Here is a 22,598-nt window from a genome sequence, read left to right as displayed (position 1 = left end):
TCAGTCTCCCATCAGGTTGAGTCGGTCGGCGCCCAGTCGCGCCCGCTTGGCCGGGTCGGTGACCCCGAGCCCCTGCTCCGGGGCCAGGCACAGCACCCCGACCTTGCCGAAGTGCCGGTTCTCCTGCACGAGGCGCGCCGCCTCGCCGATCTCGGCAAGCGGGTAGACGGTGGAGAGGGCGGGCACGATCCGTCCCGCGTCGACCAGGGCGTTGCTCTCCCACATCTCCTGCAGGTTGCCGGCATGGCTGCCGATGACCCGCTTGAGCTTCATCCACAGGTACCGGTTGTCGTAGCGGTGGTTGTATCCGGTGGAGGACCCGCAGGTGACGATGCTGCCGCCGCGGCGCAGCACGAACATGGAGATGCCGAAGGTGGCCTGGCCGACGTACTCGAACACGATGTTCGGGTCCTGGCCCGTCTCCCGGCGGATGATCCGGCCCAGCCGTTTGCCCGCCTCGATCACGCTGTCCGGATCATCGGAGACGTCGCGGCCGATGCCGATCTCCTCACGGTTGATCACGACGTCGCAGCCGAGCCGGCGCAGCATGCGCGCCTTCTCCTCCGAGCTGACCACGCCGACCGCGGTGCCGCCGCCGTTGCGCACGATCTGCACCGCGTACGCTCCGAGGCCGCCGGCCGCACCCCAGACCAGCACCACGTCGCCCTGCTTCATCCGGGCACCGCGGTCGCTCACCAGCATCCGGTACGCGGTGCCCGCACAGGCCGGCGTGCTGGCCGCCTCCTCCCAGGAGAGGTGGGCCGGCTTGGGGATGAGCTGGCTGGCGCGCACCACGGTGTAGTGCGCCAGGCCGCCGAAGTTGGTCTCGTAGCCCCAGGCGCGCTGCTGCGCGCCGTGCATCCCGTCGGCGTGCGTGGCCGGCTCCTGGTCGTCCGCCTGGACCGGGCTGACGAGCACGTGGTCGCCGAGCTTCCAGCGGCGCACCCCGGCGCCGACGCGGACGATCACGCCGGCGGCGTCGGAGCCGAGCACGTGGAAGGGCTGGTCGTGCCGTGCCTCCCACGGGCCCTGCCGGCCGTAGTTGCGCAGGAAGTCGAAGGTGGAGACCGGCTCGAAGGTGCCGGACCACACGGTGTTGTAGTTGACCGAGCTGGCCATGACGGCCACGAGCACCTCGTCCGGCGCGAGCTCCGGCATCGGCACCTTGCCGACGTGCAGGGACTTGCGCACGTCCTTGTCGGCCACGTCCTTGAACATCCCGACGTCCTCGGCCAGCGTGTGCGCGGCGGTGAACTCGGCGGGCACCTCGAGGCGGGCGATCTGCTCGGGGCCGGCGCCGTCGAGCAGCGCCTGGGCCAGTGCATCCATGGAAACTCCCTGATGGTTGTGGTGGGGTGCGGATTCAGACGGCGCTCAGCTCCGGCTCGGGCAGCCCCGCGGCCTGATCGGTGTTCGGCGAGGCGTCTGCGTCGGCGTCGGCGCCGAAGCCGCGCCAGCGGCGCTGCACCAGCCCGGCCAGGACGGCCAGGCCCATCAGCCCGGCCGCGATCGGGAAGTAGGCGACGGTGCTCACGTCCTGCGCCACCAGGCCGGCGGCGAGCGCGGCGAGCGGGAAGACCCCGAAGCTGGCCAGCATCAGCAGCCCGGTCAGCCGGCCGATGAGGGCCGGCGGGGCCCAGCGCTGGAAGGTCGTCAGCATGATGATGTTGCCGAAGCCGTAGCCGATGCCGAACACCGCCAGCGCCGCGCCGGCCGCGATCGGGCCGCCGAGGTACGGGACGAGCCCGAGGGCGAGGGCGCACAGCAGGAACGAGGCCGAGCCGAGGATCGCCGGCCGGCGGGCGCGGCGCACCTGTCCGGCCGCCACGGCGCCGAACAGCGCACCGCCAGCGATCGCGGCCAGCAGCGCGCCGTAGCCGGTCGCGCTGACGTGGAGTCTGTCTTGGGCGAAGGCGGCCAGTGCGACCTGGCTGACACCTCCGGAGCCGAGGTTGGCGACGACGGTGAGCAGGAGCAGCATCAGCACGACGGGCTCGGCGCGCAGGACCTGCCACGTAGAGGTGGCGGGCTGCTCGGTGACGCCGGCCGTGGTCACTGCGGGGTCGGCCGCCGTCACCTCGGCCCCGGCGACGTCGGGAGCCGCCACGCTCTTGCGCTGGAGCACCCGGACGCCGAGCAGTGTCAAGCCGGACAGGACGAAGGTCGCGGCGTCGAAACCGAAGGCGAAGGTCGCTCCGGCCAGGGCCACCAGCGCGCCGCCGAGAGCCGGGCCGACGAAGCCGGCGAGTTCGGTGCCGCTGGAGGCGAGCGCGTTGCCGGCCTGGAGTTCCTCGTCCGGCAGCAGGGCGGGGACGATCGCGAACGAACCCGGCAGGAAGAAGCCCTCGCCGGCGCCGACGACCACCGCGATCGGAATCAGGATCCAGAGCCGGGGCGGGCCGCTGTGCGCGGCCACGGCCAGCCCGACCAGGGAGAGCGCGCGCACGGCGTCGGCGCTCATCATGGCGCTCCACGGTCCCCACCGGTCGGCCGCGAGCCCGCCGACGGACAGCAGCACGGTGCGCGGGACGCCGTAGGCGACCAGGATGAGGCCGAGCATCAGCATGCCGCCGTGCGCCGACAGGACGTACCAGGGCAGTGCCACGGCGTAGAAGGCGTCGCCGATGTTCGAGGCGAGTTGGCCGCCGACGAGAAGCCGGAAGCCGGTGCGGCGCAGCGGGGCCGCGGCGTTCGCGCTCATCGGCGCACCTGCCGGGCACGCAAGTCGTTCGTTTCGCAGGACACGGTGATCCTTTCCGGGCGCGGCGGGGGCGCCCAACGGGAGGGAAGGTGGGAGTTCGAAATCTCGGTGGCGCGGACTCGGACTCGGTGGTCGAAGTCGTCGCGTGCGGGCGGGGACGGCTCAGGGCTCGGTGTCGAAGCCCCACTGCTCCTCGTAGTCGATGTCGCGTAGCAGCTTCCCGGCGAGCTTGAGCCGGTAGGACAGGTCGGGGTCGCGCAGGTCGAAGAGCAGCCCGGCGATGTCCCCGCTGTGCGCGGTGTGCACGCCGGCGGCGCCGGCCTCGGCGGCCGCCTCACACACCTGCTCGAGCCGCGGGATCGGCAGATGGCTCTGGTTGATGCGGGTGCTGACGGTGGCGATCTCGCCGATCCGCGCGACGTCTCCGGAGCGGACGGCCGTGCGCAGCCTGACGCGCAGCTCGTCGAAGCAGTCGAGTTCCCGCTCGGTGTAGCGGGCGGGCAGGAAGCCGACGGTGTCGACCGCCAGCCCGGTGCCGAAGCCCAGCACGTGCATGGCCGGCAGCCGCGCGCCGAAGTCCTCGATGAGCGCGCCCTCGCGGTGGGCGAAGAGCACCGCGCTCTGGTCGAACATCAGCGAGTCGGACGCGGTCTCCGCCGCCACCGCGAGCCGGGCCACGGTCTCCCGCGGCAACCGGACGTCGAAGGCGTCGGCGACCGCCCGGATCGCGGCGAGCACGTCGCTGGTGGAGGAGCCGAAGCCGCGCCCGAGCGGCACGTCGCTGCAGACGCTCAGCGTGCCGCCGAGCCCCTCGCCGACGAGCGGCTCGAGCTCACGCAGGGTCAGTTCGGCGGCCTGGCGGGCCTTGCCGCGCCACTCCGGCAGCACGGTGACCTCGCCGCCGGGCTCCGGGGTGAACGCGGCGGTGGACCAGTACAGCTCGCACGGGATGGTCACCAGCCCGCGCTGGATCCGGCCGTGCACCCGGAACGCGCCCTGCAGGATTTCGCCGTGGTGGATGGGCGAGGTCGCGGTGCCGGTGCGCCGCGCCGTGGTCCGGGTGCGGTTCACTCCTGCTCCCCGCCGGTGACGCACCACTCCAGGACGGCCATGGCGGCGGTCATCTTGTGGTGGGCCTGCCGCCAGGCCACGCTGCGCGGGCCGTCGAGCACCTCGTCGTCGACCTCCTGGCCGCGGACGGCGGGCAGGTCGTGCAGGAAGACGGTCTCCGGCCCGCTGAAGCGCTCGAGCAGCCCGGTGCTCACCCGGTAGTCGCGGAAGGCCCAGAGCCAGTTGGGGTCCGGCTTCGACACGCCCATGGTCTGCCAGCGGCTGGTGTAGACGGCGTCCACCGGGCGGCGCACCTCGTCGAAGCTCTCGTGCTGCTCGACCAGTGCCCGGCCCTCGGAGATCTCGGCGACCTTGTCCAGGATCTGCTTGTCCACGCCGTAGCCGGGCGGGCACACGAGGGTGACCCGGAAGCCGGGGGTGCGGGCGGCGGCCAGGGCGAGCGCGACGGCGCTGCTGTTGCCCTCGCCGACGCACAGCACGTGCAGACCGTCGAGCGAGCCGAAGTGCTCGAGAAGCGTGGCCAGGTCGGCGATCGCCTGGGTGGGGTGCTCGTCGGAGCTCAGGGCATTGACGACGGCGAGGTTGTCGCAGGAGGCCAGCCGGCGCATCTCGCCGACGTCGCCGTTGGTGCGGATGACCAGTGCGTCCACGTATTCGCCGAGGACGCGCGCGGTGTCCTCCAGGGTTTCTCCGGTGCTCAGCTGCAGCTCGTTCGGGCCGTAGGTGATCACGTCGGCGCCGAGCCGCACGGCCCCGGCCCAGAACGAGGTGCGGGTGCGGGTGGAGGTCTTGCTGAAGAAGGTGGCGACGCGGCGGCCGGCCAGTGTTTTGGCCACCGGCTCCGGGCCGCCGAAGCGCACCGCGCGCCGGACCAGGGTGTCGAGTTCGGTCGGAGTCAGGTCGGCCAGGGAGATGAGGTCGCGCATGGGATCACCGGCAATCTCGTGAAGGGGGCGGACGGAGGGGCGGGTGTCGTCGGCGGGCGGCCGGGTCACGGCTGGGCCCGCACGGCCTGGGCGAAGAAGGTCACCGGGCGGCGGTCCACGCCGTCGTCCGGCACGTCCCGGGTGGACCAGCGCTCGAAGATGTCGGCGAACTCGCCGCGCACCTGCACCAGCTCGGCCGGGCTCAGCCGCAGCCAGCAGTCCGCGACGAAGCCGCTGACCTTCCAGTCCGGGCCGAAGGTTTCCCGGGCCTCGGTCCACTCCCGCATGAAGCCGGCGTGGCGCTCCCGGGTGACGCAGAGCATGGCGAAGATCACCGCGCGGGTGACGGCGTCGTCGGCCAGATCGTTGGTCTGCGTGCGCATCCCGGGCGCGGACCGGCGCCACGGCCGCTCCCCGTCCTCGTCGGCGGCGCTCTGCTCGACCAGCCGGCTCTCCTCGAGCAGGTGCAGGTGCCGCTCGATGGTGCGCACCGACTGCCCGGAGCTCTCGGCCATCGCCGTGGCGGTCATCTCGCCTTCGACGTCGAGGAAGTCGAGCAGGCGTCGGCGGATCGGGTGCGCGGTCGCGGCCAGCGCCTCGAGGTCGGTGATCTCGCGGATCTCGGTGGTGACGGTCATGTCAATCTCCTGTCGTGGACGCGGCGGTGGCCGCGGCGGGGCGCGGGGTGTCATGCGGAAGCAGGGCACTGATCCGGGCGGCGAGGCCGCGGGCGTGCGGTTCGGCGAGCATGGACCAGTGGTCGCCGGCCACCGGCTCGACCCGGACCTCCCGGTAGAGCGAGGCGAGGCCGCGTTCGATCGCCGCGCTGCGCCCGGCGTCGCCCGGTTCCGCCTTGAACAGCACAGTGCGGCAGGCCGCCGGCTTCGGCCGGTAGCGCAGCAGGGCGCCGGCGTTGGCCAGGAAGCGGCGGCGCAGCTCGGGCAGTCTGCGGATGCGGGCGCCGAGCGGCCCGGTGCCGAGTGCCACGCCCACCTGCAGGGTGACGGCGTCGCGCAGCACCGCGGGGCTGGCGCCGAGCGGCCGGCCGCGCCGTCCCCGGACCTGTCCGTCGAGGCAGACGAGCAGGTCCACGCTCTGTCCGGCCTCGATCAGCTGACGGGCCATCTCATGCGCGAGTACGGCTCCGAAGGACCAGCCGGCCAGGGTGTACGGGCCTTCGGGCTGGGCCTGTCGGGCGAGCGCGACCTGTTCGGCAGCGAGCCGCTCGAGTCGCGGGAAACGGCCCGGGCGCTCGGTCTGTTCGAGCCCGCAGACCGGGCGGTCCGTCTCGAGCAGGTCGGCCAGCACCAGATAGCTGGAGGAGGTGCCGAGGACGTCGGCGGCGAAGAACACCGGTCGCCCGGTGCCCTCGCGCAAGGTGACCAGACCGGTCGACGCAGCCGAGGTGGCCGCCTCCGCGCGGGTGCGCGCCTGCGCCGCGGCCGGGCCGGCCAGCCGGACCAGGGTGGCGAAGGTCGGGCTCTTGAGGAACTCGGCGGCGGTCACCCGCACGCCCCAGTGCCTGCGGATCTGGTTGACGAGGTTGACCGCCATGAGCGACTCCCCGCCGAGGGCGAAGAAATCGTCCTCCGCGCGGACCGAGGAGACGCCGAGCGCCTGGCGCCACAGGAGCTCCAGGGTCGGCAGCCCGGCCACGTCGTCCTGGTGCGGTGCACCGGAATCCGCCGATTTCTCGGCCGGCGCGGCCAAGACCCAGTCCGCTCGCGGGTCCTGTGCGTCGAAGGCGTACGGAGGCAGCGAGCACACCGGTGCCCGACTGTCGCCGGTCACCGCGGCCAGGTCGATCTCGGCGCCGCGCTCCCACAGGGCGCCGATCGCCCGCAGCAGGCTGCGGTCGCGGTCCTCGGCGGCCCGGCCGAGCATCGGCAGCACGAAGCGCTCCGGATCCCAGTCCCGGTGCCGGCGCAGCGATCCGCACATCGACGTGCCGGGGCCGAGCTCGATGAAGGTGTCGCAGCCCTCATCGATCAGGGTCGCGATACCGGCCTCCAGCTGTACCGTGCGGCACAGCTGGTCCGCCCAGTAGTCGGCGCCGAGCACGGCCTCCGGGCGGGCCCACTGCCCGGTCAGGTTGGAGACGAAGGGCAGCCCCGGCTCCCGGGTGGTCACCCGCGCGAGCGCCGCGCGCAGTTCCCGCGCCGCGGGCTCCATCGCGGCGGAATGGCCGGCCGCCGGGGCATCGAGCACGGTGAGGTCGAGGCCGTCCAGCGCGTCGGTGAGCGTGAGCGCGTCCATGGCCGCTTCGATCCCTGAGATGACCGCGGTGCCCGGTCCGGCCACCGCGACGCCCACCCCGTCGAACCCGGCGATACGCCGGAGGACCTCCTCCACCGGAGCCTTGACCGCGATCATCCGGCCCGGCTTCGTGTTCTGCGCCGCCACGGCCCGGGTATGCACCACGGCCGCGGCCTCCGCGGGCGTCCAGAGCCCGGCCACGGTGGCGGCGACGCACTCGCCGATACTGTTGCCGATCATGCCCGCTGGGCACACGCGCCACTCGATCAGCTGCTTGGCCAGCGCGTAGCCCAGGGCCAGCAGGCCCGCGTGCTGGTGCGCCGGGGGCGAGAACCACTCCGCGTCGCCGGCCCCCGGCACCACGACCGGGGCCAGGTCGACGCCGGGGCCGGCCTGAAAGGCGTCGGCCATCTCGTCGAAGCAGGTCCGGAAGGTCGGCAGTAGCCGGTAGGCGGCGGCCCCCGCGGCGTGGTCCAGGACCCCGTGGCCGGGGAAGAGGAACGCCACCTTGCCGAGCGCGCGCTTGCCCGGGGACGGCGCCGCGACGCGCAGCGCCTCGGCGGCCTCACCCGGCTCCGCGGCGACCACCGCGACCCGGTGCTCGTACTGGCGGCGGCGGGCCAGGGTCTGCGTCGCGTCGCCGAGCTCTGTCTCGCCGTGCTCCTCGAGATGGTCGGCGAGGTTCCCGCGCATCCGGTCGAGGCTGGTGCCGGTCATCGCGGACAGGCCGAGCACGCGCGCGGTGCGGCGCCCGGCCGGGCGGTCGCGCGAAGGGGGCGCCTGCAGGATCACGTGCGCGTTGGTGCCGCCGAGACCGAAGGCGCTGACCGCCGCCATCGGCGTGCCCCGCTCGGGCCAGGGCGTCCGCCTGGTCGTCACCCGGAACGGCGAGTCCTCGAGCTGCAGCCGCGGGTTCGGCTCGGTGAAGTGCAGCGAGGGCACCAGTTCCCGGTGCTCGAGCATCAGCACCGTCTTGATCAGCCCGGCGACGCCCGCCGCGGCCCCGGTGTGGCCGATGTTGCTCTTGACCGAGCCGAGCCCGCAGTAGCCGGTGGCGTCGGTGGAGCGGCGGAACGCGTCGGTCAGCGCCTGCACCTCGATCGGGTCGCCCATCGGGGTGGCGGTGCCGTGGGCTTCGATGTAGCCGAGGTCCGCCGGGTCGACGCCGCTCACCTTCTGCGCCAGCAGGATCGCCTCGCGCTGCCCGGAGACCGAGGGGGCGGTGAACCCGATCTTGTCCCCGGCGTCGTTGTTGACGGCCGACCCGAGGATGACGGCGGCGATGCGGTCGCCGTCGCGCAGCGCGTCCTCCAGCCGCCGCAGCACCACCATCCCGACGCCCTCGCTGGGCACCGTGCCGAGGGCGCGGGCGTCGAACGAGCGGCAGTGCCCGTCCGGGGAGAGACTGCCGCCCTCCACGTACGTGTAGCCCATCCTCCCCGCGGAGGCCAGGCCGACCCCGCCGGCCAGCGCCGCGTCCGTCTCGTAGGAGAGCAGGCTCTGCACGGCCAGGTGCACCGCGGTCAGCGAGGTCGAACACGCCGTCTGCACGGTGAACGCCGGGCCGCGCAGCCCGAGCTTGTAGGCGACCCGCGTGGCCAGGAAGTCCTGGTTGCGTCCGATGGCCCGCAGCAGCGGGTCGATCAGGTCGTCGAGCCCGTCCTCGGGACTGTCGCTGCCCCCGTATACGCCGATCCAGCCGGCGAAGCGGGTCGGGTCGATGCCGGCGTCGTCCAGGGCCTCGGCCGCGCATTGCAGGAAGACGCGCTGCTGCGGGTCGATCAGGGCGGCGTCGGTCCGGCTGTAGCCGAAGTAGGACCAGTCGAACGCGCGCGCCGCCGGCAGCGCGCCGCCGGCCGGGACGAACTCGCTGCTCCGGATGGTCTGCGCGTCGTAGCCCGCGGCGAGCAGCTCGGCCTCGCCGTGCCGGGTGATGCCCTCCGCGCCGGCCTGCAGCAGCCTCCAGTAGCGGGCCAGGTCCGCCGCGCCGGGCAGCCGTACGGCCATGCCGGTCACGGCGATCCTGCCGTCGGTATCCATGCTCATCTCCATTCCGCCCTGCGCCGGATCTGCTCGCGGCGGGCCGCGGCCCTCTCGTCCACGTCGGCGCGCCGCTCGGCCGCGGCCGAGTTCGCCGAGGCCGTGTCGGGCGCGAGGTGGCGGGCGATGGCCCGGATGGTCGATATCTCGAACAGGCGCTGGATCGGCAGCTCCACGCCGAACTCGGCGCACAGCCGCGCATGCAGGCCGATCAGCTTGAGCGAGGTGCCGCCGCACTCGAAGAAGTTGTCGTCGAGCCCGATCTGCTCCACGCCGAGCACCAGGCTCCACAGCGCGGCGACCTTCGCCTCGGTCTCGTCGAGGGACGGCCGGGGCTCGGCCACGCTGGTCGGGCCGGTCGCGACCGGCCCGACCGGAGCCGGCTGCCGCACGGGCGGCGGGGTGGCCGCGAGTCGTCTGCGATCGACCTTGCCGTTCGGCGTCAGCGGCAGTTCCGGCAGGAAGGAGTACTCGTCCGGGACCATGTAGCCGGGCAGCCGCGCGGACAGGTGCTCACGTATCAGTTCACTGTCGAGCGCCGTGGACGGCGCCGTCACCACGTAGGCGTGGATCCGGCCGCCGCCGTCCGCGGTCTTGGACGCGATCGCGACGGCCTCGCGCACGGCCGGGTGCCCGACCAGCGCCGCCTCGATCTCGCCGACCTCGATCCGGAAGCCGTTGATCTTCACCTGGCCGTCGGCCCGTCCGACGAAGCGGAGGTTGCCGTCCGCCTCCCGCCGGACCAGGTCGCCGGTCGCGTACATGCGCTCGCCCGGCGCCCCGAAGGGGTCTGCGACGAAGCGCTGCGCGGTCAGGCCCGGCTGGTTGAGATAGCCGCGGGCCACACCCGCGCCGGCCAGGAACAGTTCGCCCGCCTCGCCCGGAGCGACCAGTTCCAGGCGCTCGTCGAGCACGTAGCCGCGGGTGTTGTCCATCGGCTTGCCGATCGGGACGCTCTGCGCCGGATCGAGGTGCGCGCCGACCCGGTAGCAGGTGGCGTACGTGGTGGTCTCGGTGGGGCCGTAGACCCCGTACACGGTGATGCCCGGGTTGGCGTCGCGCACCTTGGCCAGAGCTTCCGGGGAGACCACGTCGCCGCCCGTCCACACCTCGCGCAGCCCGCGGAAGCAGGTCGGGTCGGCCGCGGCCAGGGCGTTGAACAGGCCGATGGTCAGGAAGGCCGCCGTGATCCGGCCGGTACCCGCCAGCTTCCGCATCAGCGGAACGTCCAGCCGGTCCGGGGCGAGCACCACCGTGCCGCCGCCGAGCAGCGGCACCCAGAGCTCGTAGGTGTTGGCGTCGAAGGCGTGCGGCGAGTGCAGCAGCACCCGCTCGTGGTTGCCGTTGCGCCAGATCCGGTCGGCGGCGAACGCGGCCACGTTGCGGTGGCTGACCGCGACGCCCTTGGGCGCTCCGGTGGACCCGGAGGTGTGGATGACGTAGACGAGCGAGTCAGGGCCCTGTGTCAGATCCGGAACGTGTTCGGCCGCTGATCCGCCCGGCGTTGCGGACCCCTCGAGGTCGGCCCGGACCGGCTTGTGGCCGGCGGCGACCTCATGGTCCTGCGTCGCGTGGTCCACGACCAGGTGTTCGCACCCCGCGTTCGCCAGCACGCCCCGCATCCGGGCGAGCGGGTCGCGGGCGTCGAGCGGGACGTACACGGCTCCGCAGCGGGCGATCGCCAGCAGCGCGACCACCAGGTGCGTCGAGCGCGGCAGCAGCACCGCGACCGGGTCGCCGGGGGCGACGCCCGCGTCGAGCAGCCGGCGGGCCAGCCGGTCGACGTGCGCACCGAGCTGCGCGTAGCTGAGCGTCTGCTCCCCGGACTCCACCGCGACGGCGTCCGGGGTCTGCGCGATGCGCAGATCCAGCAGGCGCGGCAGGGTCGCGTCCGGGACCGGGGTGACCGAGTCCGCCCACTCGCGGCGGTACCCGTCCAGGTCCGGGTCCTCGCGGACGGTCTGCGTGGTCGTCAGGCTCACCGACGGCTCCCGTTCGCTGCGGCCTGGGCCAGCTTGAGCGAGCGCGGGCGCATGTCGGTCCAGTGCGCGTCCACGTAGGCGGTGCACTCGGCGAGGGTGCCGCTTGAGACGGGCTCCCAGCCGGCCGGCACGGCATAGTCCTGCGGCCAGAGCGAGTGCTGGTCCTCGGCGTTGATCAGGACGTTGAACTGCTTGGTCTGGTTCTCGAAGGGACTGGGCATGATTACTCGCCTTCCTGGTTCACCAGGGCGCCGAGGCGCCCGATCGGGGTTTCGGGTTGTGCCGCGGCCGCCTCGAGCAGGCCGACGAGCCGTCGGGCCAGCCCGTGCACCGTGGCCGGGTCGAAGATGTCGGTGCAGTAGTCGATCTCGCCGTAGAGCGCGTCGTCCGCCGCGCCGCCGGGCCGGAAGGTGACGGTGAGATCGAACTTCGCTGTGTTCGGCGCGATCGGCAGGGCTCGGGACTCAAGGCCCTGGAAGCGCAGCGGGTCCTCCTGCTCGAGGTCGGGGACGAGGGAGAAGGCGACCTGGAAGAGCGGATTGCGGTGCGCCGTGCGGGTCGGCGCCAGCCGCTCGACCAGCTGGTCGAACGGGGCCTCCTGGTGCGCGAAGGCACGCAGGTCGGCTTCGCGGACACGGCCGAGCAGCTCCCGGAAGCCGGGGTCGCCACTGGTGTCGGCGCGCAGCACCAGGGTGTTGACGAAGAACCCGACGAGGTCTTCCAGAGCCTCGTCGCCGCGTCCCGTGACCGGCGTGCCGAGCGGGATGTCGGAGCCGGCGCCGCACTGGTCGAGCAGCGCGGCCACGCCGGCGTGCAGCACCATCAGCAGCGTCGCCTGGTTCTGCCCGGCCAGCTCCCGCAGCGCGGCGCCGAGTTCGGGTCGCAGCTCGAAGCCGACCACGGCGCCGCGTCCGTCGCGTTGGGCCGGGCGGGGCCGGTCCAACGGCAGCGGGATCTCCTCGGGCAGCCCGGCCAGTTCCCCGGCCCAGAACTCGAGCTGATGCTCGAGTCCCTCGGCCGCGGCGTCGCGCTGCCACAGGGCGAAGTCCGCGTACTGGAGGGGCAGGGCCGGCCAGTCCGGCGCCCGCCCGAGCAGCCGCGCGTTGTACGCGGTGCTCAGGTCGCGGGTCAGCGGCCCGGTGGACCAGCCGTCGGTGGCGATGTGGTGGATCAGCAGGAGCAGCGTCGCGTCCTGCGGCGCCGAACGCAGCAGCAGGGCCTTGACTGGCTGCTCGGAGGCCAGGGTGAAGCGGTGCGCGATCTCCTGCTCGATCCTGGCCTCGACCTGCTCGGCCGCGACCTCGCAGTCCTCGAGGTCGATCAGCGCGTCCTCGGGGGCCAGGATCAGCTGCCGCGGCTCGCCGAACAGGTCCGGGTAGAGCGTGCGCAGCGTCTCGTGCCGGGCGACGAGGTCGTTCAGCGCCGCCTGCAGGGCCCGCGGGTCGAGCGGGCCGGTCAGCCGCACCGCGAACGGCACGTTGTAGGTGGCGCTCGGACCCTCGAAGCGGTTGAGGATCCACAGCCGCAGCTGCGCCGAGGAGAGCGGAAGGACCTCGGGCCGCGTCTCGGCCCGCGCCACCGGCGGCAGGACGCCGAGTTCGATCTCCTGCCTCGCGGCGGCGGCTTCCAGGCGCTTGGCGATGCCCTCGACGGTCGGCGCTTCGAACAGGTCCCTGATGCTCAGCTCGCCGGCGAACGCGGCGCGGATCCGGTTGGTCAGGCGCAGAGCCAGCAGCGAGTGGCCGCCGAGGGCGAAGAAGTCCTGGTCCACGCCGACCTGCGCGAGCCCCAGCGTCTCCGCGAACAGGCCGCAGACCACTTCTTCGACCGGAGTACGAGGGCTGCGGTGCGTCCGGGGCGCTTCGGCGGCCGGCGCGGGCAGCGCCCTGTGGTCGATCTTCTGATGCGGGGTCAGCGGCAGCTCCGGCAGCACCACGAACGCCGAGGGCATCATGTAGCCGGGCAGCCGCACGGCGAGGAACTCGCGCAGGTCCGCCAGGTCAAGGCCGGCGTCCGGCTCGGCGGGGACCGCGTAGGCGACGATGCGCTTGTCGCCCGGCCGGTCCTCGCGCAGCATGACGAAGGGCCGGCCGACCGCGGGGTGCAGACCCAGGGCCGCCTCGATCTCGCCGAGCTCGATCCGGAAGCCGCGCAGCTTGATCTGGCCGTCGGCGCGGCCGACGAACTCGATCTCGCCGCGCGCGTTCCAGCGCACCAGGTCGCCGGTGCGGTACATCCGCGAGCCGGGCTCGCCGAAGGGGTCGGGCAGGAAGCGGCCGGCGGTCAGGCCGGGGCGGTCGGCGTAGCCGCGGCCCACCCCGGCGCCGGCGATGTACAGCTCTCCGACCACGCCCGAGGGCACCGGCCGCAGGGCATCGTCGAGCACGTAGACGACTGTGTTGTCCAGCGGACCGCCGATCGGGACCGTGCCGGTGAACCCGCTGCCGCGCACCGCGTGGTGCAAGGCGTACACGGTGGTCTCGGTCGGGCCGTACACGTGGAAGACCGCGAGGTCGGGGCAGAGCTGTCCGACCCGGTTCATGGACCGGACCGAGACCCCTTCTCCGCCGGTCCACACCTCGCGGACCAGGCAGAGCGTCTCCGGCGCGTCGGCCACCAGCACGTCGAACAGGGCTGTGGTCAGGAACATCCCGGTGACCCGGCCGGTGCTGAGCGTGTGGTGCAGGCGCTGCGGGTCCACCGCCCCCGGCGGCATCAGCACGACGGTCCCGCCGTGCAGCAGCGGCGCCCACATCTCGTAGGTGGCCGCGTCGAAGGAGTGCGGCGAGTGCATCAGGACCCGGTCGTGATTGCCGTTGCGCCAGCGAACGTCGTCGGCCAGGGCCACGATGTTCCCGTGGGTGATCGCCACGCCCTTGGGCGTGCCGGTGGACCCCGAGGTGAACATCACATACGCGAGCTGATCCGGCGGACACACCAGGCCGAGGTCAGCCGCGTCACCGGGCAGGGCCGTGTCCGCGTCGTCGACCACGATCACCGGCAGGCCGGTGGCCGCGATTGCGGGCACGACCTCGCGCCCGGCGTTGACGAGGTCGGTCAGCACCACGGCCGGCTTGACGTCGTCGAGTACGGCCCGCGCCAGCGGCGGCGGGTACGCGGCCGGGATCGGCACGTAGGCACCGCCCGCCTTGAGGGTGGCGAGGAAGGCGGCGAGCAGGTCGACCGAGCGGTCCATCGCGACGGCGACGAACACCTCCGGCCCGACCCCGTGCCCGCGCAGCAGCCGGGCCAGCCGGTTGGCTCGCCGGTTGAGCTCGCGGTAGGTCACCGTTGCGCCGTCGTACTCGACCGCGACGGCCGCCGGGGTGCGCGCGGCCTGCTGCTCGAAGCGCTCTGCCACGCTGCGCGGGCCGGCGGCCGTGACGAGGCCGGTGCCCCACGCCAGGAGCCGGTCGCGCTCGCCGGCCGGGAGGATCTCGAGCGCGCCGAGCCGGGCGTCCGGGTCGGCGCCGATCGCGTCGATCAGCGTGCTGAGGCGCTCGACCAGGGCCTCGATCGTGGCCCGGTCGAAGACGTCGGATGCGTAGTTGACCTCGCCGGTCAGGCCCGCGGGGGCGGCGTCGGCGCCGTACCGGGGGCGGAAGGTGATGGTGAGGTCGAACTTGGCCACCTCGGCCTGGACCGCGAGCGGCGTCGCGTCGAGCCCGTCGAACGCGGGGCCCGGATCCTGACCGGTCTCCACCGAGAAGATCACCTGGAAGAGCGGGTTGCGGTTCGGGTTGCGGGCCGGCGCCAGGTGCTCGACCAGCCGGTCGAAGGGGGCGTCCTGGTGGGCGAAGGCGCGCAGGTCGGCCTCGCGCACCCGGCCGAGCAGCTCGCGGAAGGTGGGGTCGCCCCCGGTGTCCGCGCGCAGGACCAGGGTGTTGATGAACAGGCCGACGAGGTTCTCGAGGCACGCGTCGGTGCGACCGGTCAGCGGGGTGCCGAGCGGGATGTCCTCGCCGCCGCCGTGCGTGTGCAGCAGGGTGACGAGCGCGGTCTGCAGCACCATGAACAGGGTCGCGTGCTGGTCGCGGCCGAGCTGTTCCAGCCTGCGGTGGCTCTCCGGCCCGGCCGCGAAGCCGACCGTGCCGCCGCGCCCGTCGCGCTGGGCCGGGCGGGGCCGGTCCAGCGGCAGCGGGATCTCCTCGGGCAGCCCGGCCAGTTCCGTCCGCCAGAACTCCAGCCCGTCGTCCACCTCGGCCGCCTGCCAGAGCGAGAAGTCGGCGTACTGCACCGGCAGGGCGTCCCACTGCGGGCCGCGGCCGCGGCGCCGGGCGTTGTACGCCTCGCCCAGGTCGCTGAGGAGCACGCCCATCGACCAGCCGTCGGTGGCGATGTGGTGCACGACGGCGAGGAGGACCGCGGCGTCCGGGGCGGTGCGCAGCAGCAAGGCGCGGAACGGGGGAGTGGCCGCGAGATCGAAGGGCCGCTCCGCCTCGTGCCGCAGCCGGTCGCCGATCTGCCCGGCCGGCACCTCGCAGACCTCGAGGACGACGCGCGCCCGTTCCGGGCTGAGGATGAGCTGGCGCGGCTCGCCGAGATCGCCGGGGTAGCAGGTGCGCAGCACCTCGTGCCGGGCGACGACGTCGTCGATCGCGCTCTGCAGCGCCTCGAGGTCGACCGCGCCCACGAGGCGCAGCGCGATGGGCAGGTTGTAGGTCGCGCTCGGACCTTCGAACTCGTAGAGGAACCGCAGCTGGCGCTGGGCGAAGGAGAGCGGCAGCAGGTCCGGCCGCGGCATCGGCTCGATCCGGCTGCGGCGGGCCGTCTCGGCCTCGAGGCGCCGGGCGACGCCCTCGGCCGTGGGCGACTCGAACAGGTCGCGGATGCGCAGATCCGTCTCCATGGCGGCGCGGATGCGGTTGGTCAGTCGCAGCGCGAGCAGCGAGTGGCCGCCGAGGACGAAGAAGTCCTCGTCGACGCCGACCTCCGGCAGACCGAGGGTCTCCGCGAACAGTCCGCACACCAGCTCCTCGAGCGCGGTGCCGGGCTTGCGATGCACCCGGGCGCGGTCCGCCACCGGAGCGGGCAGCGCGGCGCGGTCGACCTTGCCGTGCGCGGTGAGCGGCAGCTCCGGCAGCTCCACGAACGCGGACGGCATCAACGCGGCGGGCAGCCGGGCGGCCAGGAACTCGCGCACGTCGGCCAGGTCGAGTACGGGGCCGTCGGCCGCCGCGCGGGGCAGGGCCGGCACGAGGTAGGCGACCAGGCGCTTGTCCCCCGGGAGGTCCTCGCGCACGGCGACGAAGGGCTGTGCGATCGCCGGATGCTCGGCCAGCGCCGCCTCGATCTCGCCGGGCTCGATCCGCACGCCGCGGATCTTGACCTGGTCGTCGACGCGGCCGGCGAAGCTGAGCGCGCCATCCCGGTCGACCCGGCCGAGGTCGCCGGAGCGGTACATCCGGGTGCCGGGGTGGCTCGTGTACGGGTCGGCGACGAAGCGGGACGCGGTCAGGGCCGGGCGCCCGACGTAGCCGCGCGCGGTGGAGGCGCCGCCGATGTAGATCTCGCCGACGCCGCCGGGCGGCATGGGCCGCAGGTTGTCGCCGAGGACGTAGACGCGCACGCCCGCGGGCGGCGGGCCGATGGTGATCGGCTCCCCGGCGTGCAGCTCGGCCAGGCCTGCCGCGATCGTGGTCTCGGTGGGGCCGTAGCCGTTGATCAGCACGCGTCCGGGCACCGCCCAGCGGTCGGCCAGCACCGGCGGCACCGCCTCGCCGCACAGCATCAGGGTGTGGAGATCAGGCAGATCGTCCGGGCCGCCGATGAGCGCCGCGACCGAGGGCGTCAGGGTACTGAAGCTGATCCGCTCGTCCGCCAGGACGCGGGAGAGCTCGTCGCCGCCGCGCTCGTGCTCGGTGGCGATGCGCAGCACCGCGCCGGCGCCCCAGGCGAGCAGGAACTCCCAGATCGAGGCGTCGAAGGTGAAGGAGGCGTACTGCAGCACCCGGTCGTGCCGGTCCAGGCCGGACCAGCGGCGCACCGCGTAGGCGAGGTTGCCCAGGCTCCGGTGTTCGATGGCCACGCCCTTGGGACGTCCGGTGGAGCCGGAGGTGTAGATGATGTAGGCGAGCTCGGCCGGATGCGGCGGCCGAGGCGCCGCCGGGTCCGCCGCTCCGTCCGCCGGATCCTCGAGTTCGGTGAGCGTGAGCACCGGCAGGCCGAAGCGGCTCGCCTGGTCCGCGGTGCGCGCCGTCGCCACCAGCACCTGCGCGCCGGAGTCGGTGATCAGGTAGCGGGAGCGCTCCTCCGGGGCCTCCGCGTCGATCGGGACGTAGACCGCGCCGGCCTTCCAGATGCCGAGCACGGCCACGGCCACCGCCGCCGAGCGCGGCACGCACACGCCGACCGCGGTGCCCGCGCCGACGCCGGAGTCCGCCAGGCGCCGGGCGAAGCGGCCGGCGAGCCGGTCGAGCTCGCCGTAGCTCAGTTCCACGGTGCCGTCCGCGACCGCGATCGAGTCCGGGTCCTCGGCGACGACGTAGCCGAACAGGTCCAGGATGGTCCCGGTGTCCTCGGGCGCCGGCGTGGCGCACAGGCCTGACGTCAGCAGGCTGAGCTCGGCCGCGTCGAGCACCTCGATGTCGTCGATGCGTTCGTCGGGATCGGCCGCGACCGAGGCGAGCAGCAGGTCGAGACGCTGGATCAGGCCCTGCACCGTGGCCGCGTCGAAGACGTCGGTGGCGTAGGTGAGTTCACCCGAGAGACCGGACGGCGTGCCGTCGGCGGCGTGGCTGAGCCGGAAGGTGAAGTGCAGGTCGAACTTCGCCGTGGTCGGCGCGATCGCGAGCGTGCGCGCGGTGAGACCGTCGAGCTCCGGCCGCAGGTCCTGATCGGTGTCGAGGGCGAAGGCCACTTGGAAGAGCGGATGGCGGCCCGGCGTGCGGGTCGGCGCCAGCTGCTCGACCAGCCGGTCGAAGGGGGCGTCCTGGTGGGCGAAGGCGCGCAGGTCGGCCTCGCGCACCCGGCCGAGCAGTTCCCGGAAGGTGGGGTTGCCGCTGGTGTCGGTGCGCAGCACGACGGTGTTGACGAAGAAGCCGATGAGATCCTCGAGGCCCTCGTCGTCGCGTCCGGCCACGACGGTGCCGACCGGGATGTCGTCGCCCGCGCCGTGCCGGTGCAGCAGGGCCGCGATCGCCGCCTGCAGCACCATCAGCAGGCTGGCCTGGTTGGCGCGGGCCAGGTCCTGAAGCGCGTCGTGCACCTCGGGGCGGGTGCCGAACAGCTGCGTCACGCCGTCGTTGCCGCGTTGGGCCGGGCGCGGCCGGTCCAGCGGGAGGGCGATCTCCTCGGGCAGGCCGGCCAGCTCCCGCTGCCAGAACTCCAGCTGGTCCTCGACGCGTCCGGCCTGCCAGAGGGTGAAGTCGGCGTACTGCACGGGCAGCGCGGACCAATCAGGATTCTGATCTCGCAGGCGCGCGTTGTACGCGGTGCCCAGATCCGCGATCAGCGGGCCCATCGACCAGCCGTCGGTGGCGATGTGATGCGTGAGCAGGAGCAGCGTGGCCGTCCGCGCGTCCGGGTCCGCGTCCGCCTCGGAGCGCAGCAGCAGCGCCTTGATCGGCGGCTCGACGGTCAGCTCGAAGCAGTGCCCGATCTGGCGATTGATCCACTCCTCGACCCGCGCGGCCGGGACGTCGTCGATCTCCAGGGCGATGTGGACGTGCTCGGGATCGAGGATGAGCTGACGCGGCTCGCCGAGGTAGTCGGGGTAGACGGTGCGCAGGATCTCGTGCCGGGCGACCACGTCGTTGACCGCGGCTTCCAGCGCCTGCGTGTCGAGTGTGCCGGTCAACTCGAGGGCGAGCGGCACGTTGTAGGTGGCGCTCGGGCCCTCGAAGGCATGCAGGAAGCGCAGCCGGCGCTGGGCGGGGGAGAGCGGCAGCACATCCGGCCGCACCGCGGGCTTCAGGCGCGCCCCGGCGGCCGACGCGGTCTGCAGCCGGGCGGCCATCTGCTCGACCGTCGCGCCGAGGAACAGGTCGCGGATGCTGATCTCGGTCTGGAAGGCCGAGCGGATGCGGTTGGTCAGCTGCATGGCGAGCAGCGAGTGCCCGCCCATGGCGAAGAAGTCCTCGTCGATACCGATCCGCGCGATGCCGAGCACGTCGGCGAACAGGCGGCACAGTTCGGCCTCGGCCGGCGTGCTCGGCTCGATGTGCGAACTCTGTGACTGTGCGGCCGACGGCGCCGGCAGGGCCCTGCGATCGACCTTGCGGTGTGCGGTGAGCGGAAGTCCGGGCAGCACCACGATCGCCGAGGGCAGCATGTAGCCGGGCAGCCGGGTCGCCAGGAATCCGCGCAGCGCCTCGAGATCGACGGCGCTCTCGGAGGAGCCGCCCGTGACCGGATGCGGATCCGCCGGCACCACGTAGGCGACGAGCCGCTTGTCCCCGGCGCGGTCCTCGCGCACCACGGCCACGGCCTGGCTCACGCCCGGAGCCTGCGCGAGTACGGTCTCGATCTCGCCCAGTTCGATCCGGAACCCGCGGATCTTCACCTGGCCGTCGGCTCGCCCGGCGAACTCGAGTTCGCCCTCTGCGTTCCAGCGGGCCAGATCGCCGGTGCGGTACATCCGCGAGCCGGGCTCCCCGAACGGGTCGGGCAGGAAGGCCTGCGCGGTCACGGCGGGACGGTTGACGTAGCCGCGGGCCAGTCGCGGCCCGGCCACGTAGAGATCGCCGACAGTACCGGGCGGCAGCAGCCGCAGGCCGCCGTCGAGCACGTAGACGCGGGTGTCGTCCATCGGGGCGCCGATCGAGACCGAACCCTCGTAGCCGCCGGCGCCCACCAGGCGGTAGGTCGCGAACACGGTGGTCTCGGTGGGCCCCCAGACGTGCAGGACTGACAGGTCGGGGCACAGCTGCCCGACGGTGTTCATCGAGCGCAGCGAGGCCTCCTCGCCGCCGGTCCACACCTCGCGCACCAGCGAGAGGGTGCGCGGCGACTCGGCGACCAAGACATCGAACATGGCCTTGGTCAGGTACATGCCGGTGGCGTCCGCGGTCTCCAGGCAACGGGTGAGGCTGTCGGTGTCCACCGCGCCGGGCGGCATCAGCACGACCGTGCCGCCGTGCAGCAGCGGGACCCACATCTCGTAGGTGGCGGCGTCGAAGGAGTGCGGCGAGTGCATCAGGACCCGGTCGTGGTTGCCGTTGCGCCAGCACGCGTCGTCCGTCAGGGTGATGATGTTCCCGTGAGTGATCGCCACGCCCTTGGGGGTTCCGGTGGACCCCGAGGTGAACATCACGTAGGCGAGTTGATCCGGCGGGCAGTCGAGGCCCAGGCCCGAGTCGTCGCCGGGTGACTCGGCGTCGGCGTCGTCGACCACGATCACCGGTAGACCGGTGTCCGCGAGCCCCGGCACCACCTCGCCGCGCACATGGACGGCGTCGGTCAACAGCACCGCCGGCTGGAGGTCGGCCAGCACTGCCCGGGCCAGCGCGAGCGGGTACGCCGCCGGGATCGGCACGTAGGCGCCGCCGGCCTTGAGCGTCGCGAGGAAGGCCACGAGGAGCTCGACGGAGCGCTCCATCGCCAAGGCGACGAATACCTCAGCACCCACCCCGTGCTCGCGAAGGGTACGCGCCAGGCGGTTCGCCCGTTGGTCGAGCCGGCGGTAGGAGACACTGCGCCCCTCGAACTCCACCGCGATCGCGTCCGGGGTGCGGGCGGCCTGCTGCTCGAAGCGCTCGGCGACTCCTTTCGCGTCGGCGGCCAGAGCGGCGCCGGTCCCCCAGCGGAGCAGTTGCTCGCGCTCGTCCGGCAGCAGCGGGTCGACCGTGCCCACCAGGGCATCGCGGTCCGCGGCCAGGGCGTGAAGCACGTGCCGGAAGCGCTCGGCAAGGCGGCGGGCGGCCGCGGCGTCGGCGCGTGACCCGTCCACCGTGACGTCCACGTGCAGGCCGTCGATGAAACCGACGTCGACGACGACGGGATAGCCGGTCCAGCCGATCGAGTCGAGGCGGGTGCGCTCGACGCCGGGCAGGTCGTGGATGACGGCCGTGCCGTTCTCCACCACGAAGATCGACTCGATGCGCGCCCCGGCGTCCTCGCCGCGGCGACCGAGCAGCCGGCCGTCCAGGAAGGGCAGCGCCTCGTCGCTCCAGGCATCCACCAGTTCCCGCTGCACCCCGCGCAGCCAATCCCCGGCCTTGGCCGCGCGGTCCACCGCGAGACGCACCGGCAGAGTCGCGATGCAGGCGCCGACCAGGCGGTCCACGCCGGGAACGGCCTTGGGCCGCTGGGTCGCGGTGAAACCGAAGACGGCCTCGTCACCGCCGGTCAGGCCACTGAGCACCAACGCCCAGGCACCGTGCAGCAGCGAACTCATCGAGACCCGGGCCCGGCGGGCGAAGCCGGTGAGCGAGGCCTCTTCCTCGGCCGTCATCCGCAGCGTGACCCGCTCGAACGCGGCGGCCGAACGCGCGGAGCCGAGCGTGAGCGGGCCGAGCTGCGCGAGGTCGGCGAACCGCGCCGCAGCGGCCCGGGCGTCCTCGTCGGTCAGCTCGCGCCGCCGATCGGCTTGCCACTGGATGAAGTCGGCGAAGTACGGAGCCGGCGGCAGCGCGGCCTCGCGGTCCGAGACCGCGGCGCGGTAGAGCTCGTCGAACTCCGCGTCGAGCACGGTCAGGCTCTGATCGTCCACGAGGATGTGATGGACGGTGAAGAGGGTGAGCAGCTCGGTGCCGGACAGGCTGACGACGGTGAGCCGGGCCAGCGGCGGGCACGCCGGGTCGAAGGGGGTGCGCCGGTCCTGCTCGATGAGCGCGGCGAGTTCGGCCTCGCGCCGCCCGGGTGCGATCGCCGACCAGTCGAGACGGGTCACCGGGAGCCGCGCCGCGCGCCGCACCAGCTGCCGCGGCTCGTCCCCGGCCCACTCGAAACCCGTGCGCAGCGCCGGGTGCCGGTCCACCAGGGACTCGTAGACCGCTATCAGGATGCCGACATCGATGGCTCCGGTGAAACGATCGACCTGCTGCACCAGATAAGGGCGAGCCGCGCCGGGCGCGACATTCGACTCCTCATACAGCAGCCCTGCCTGGAGCGCCGAGAGCGGGTATACGTCCTCGATCTCCACATCGTCTTCATGCATTGCGAGCTTCTCCCGAGTCCGGCCGTTCACCATCCGGCACTTTTGCCGACAGCCAGGCCGGCCGCCGATTCGCCGGCGTGGTCCGGGGCCTGACATGGGCAGTGTGCAGCGGCGTTCGATCGGAACGGCTTCGCCGCGCTATCGGTCCGAGACCCCCCGCCGCGACCTCCGGGCGCCGGATCGAGGCAATCTGAATTCTGATGATCCACCGTTGATAGCGGATGGATAAGGCTTGGAAGGAGTACCGAAAGCAGGCCGTCTTAACTTCATTCCAGTTGGCCGGAAACGGCATCGGCGCACCATCCGAGCGCAGACTGGAGAAACCGCGATGGACATGGTCAAGGGCATCAAGGCGATGGCGGGGATCGCGTCCGCGGCGGGCCTGCTCGCGCTCGGACCGGGCGTGCTCAGCGTCACCGCGCACCACGGCGCGACGGTGGCCGCGCACATTCTGGCCGACGGTTCCACCACGAGCGGCACCCCGGTGCCGCCGGCCGAGCCGGACAACACGTCCTGGGAGTAGG

At 73.1% G+C, this 22,598-nt stretch carries 10 protein-coding genes; 1 reads left to right on the top strand and 9 read right to left on the bottom strand.

Features of this window, described 5'->3' with window-relative positions; translation table 11 throughout:
- From ccrA to ACTRO_RS08520, 9 genes are all read right to left on the bottom strand, one after another.
- Positions 1-1,329, bottom strand: coding sequence for a crotonyl-CoA carboxylase/reductase (gene ccrA / locus ACTRO_RS08560; protein ID WP_034262618.1), 1,329 nt, complete (start codon positions 1,327-1,329; stop codon positions 1-3).
- A 34-nt stretch (positions 1,330-1,363) separates the two neighbouring features.
- Positions 1,364-2,701, bottom strand: coding sequence for an MFS transporter (locus tag ACTRO_RS08555; protein WP_051450525.1), 1,338 nt, complete (start codon positions 2,699-2,701; stop codon positions 1,364-1,366).
- Between the two features lie 162 nt (positions 2,702-2,863).
- Positions 2,864-3,772: a GHMP family kinase ATP-binding protein gene (locus ACTRO_RS08550; RefSeq protein ID WP_034262615.1), complete on the bottom strand. Its 909-nt coding sequence runs from the start codon at positions 3,770-3,772 to the stop codon at positions 2,864-2,866.
- The gene (locus tag ACTRO_RS08545; protein WP_034262613.1) at positions 3,769-4,698 is read right to left on the bottom strand and encodes an ornithine carbamoyltransferase; all 930 of its coding nucleotides are present in this window, start codon (positions 4,696-4,698) and stop codon (positions 3,769-3,771) included. Before ACTRO_RS08545 ends, ACTRO_RS08550 begins: the two co-directional genes overlap by 4 nt.
- 65 nt (positions 4,699-4,763) lie before the next feature.
- Positions 4,764-5,336: an ArsR/SmtB family transcription factor gene (locus ACTRO_RS08540; RefSeq protein WP_034262610.1), complete on the bottom strand. Its 573-nt coding sequence runs from the start codon at positions 5,334-5,336 to the stop codon at positions 4,764-4,766.
- Between the two features lies 1 nt (position 5,337).
- Positions 5,338-8,994 (bottom strand): type I polyketide synthase, encoded by a 3,657-nt coding sequence (locus ACTRO_RS08535; RefSeq protein ID WP_051450524.1) that lies wholly within the window; start codon positions 8,992-8,994, stop codon positions 5,338-5,340.
- A gap of 2 nt (positions 8,995-8,996) precedes the next feature.
- Entirely contained in the window at positions 8,997-10,976 is a 1,980-nt protein-coding gene (locus ACTRO_RS08530) for a non-ribosomal peptide synthetase (RefSeq protein WP_051450523.1), read from the bottom strand.
- Positions 10,973-11,197: an MbtH family protein gene (locus ACTRO_RS08525; protein WP_034262608.1), complete on the bottom strand. Its 225-nt coding sequence runs from the start codon at positions 11,195-11,197 to the stop codon at positions 10,973-10,975. The genes ACTRO_RS08530 and ACTRO_RS08525 overlap by 4 nt, the downstream gene beginning before the upstream one ends.
- Positions 11,198-11,199: 2 nt before the next feature.
- Entirely contained in the window at positions 11,200-22,074 is a 10,875-nt protein-coding gene (locus ACTRO_RS08520; RefSeq protein WP_051450522.1) for a non-ribosomal peptide synthetase, read from the bottom strand.
- 328 nt (positions 22,075-22,402) lie between these two features.
- Between ACTRO_RS08520 and ACTRO_RS08515 the strand changes: the two genes are divergently transcribed.
- Complete coding sequence (locus ACTRO_RS08515; protein ID WP_034262606.1) at positions 22,403-22,597, top strand: hypothetical protein; 195 nt, start codon at positions 22,403-22,405, stop codon at positions 22,595-22,597.
- Position 22,598 lies beyond the last annotated feature (1 nt).

Origin of the sequence: Actinospica robiniae DSM 44927 (genome assembly GCF_000504285.1) — a bacterium.
Taxonomy (GTDB): Bacteria; Actinomycetota; Actinomycetes; order Streptomycetales; family Catenulisporaceae; genus Actinospica; species Actinospica robiniae.
Note: the sequence above shows the minus strand (reverse complement) of the source record. Positions and strands in the feature narration are given on the sequence as shown.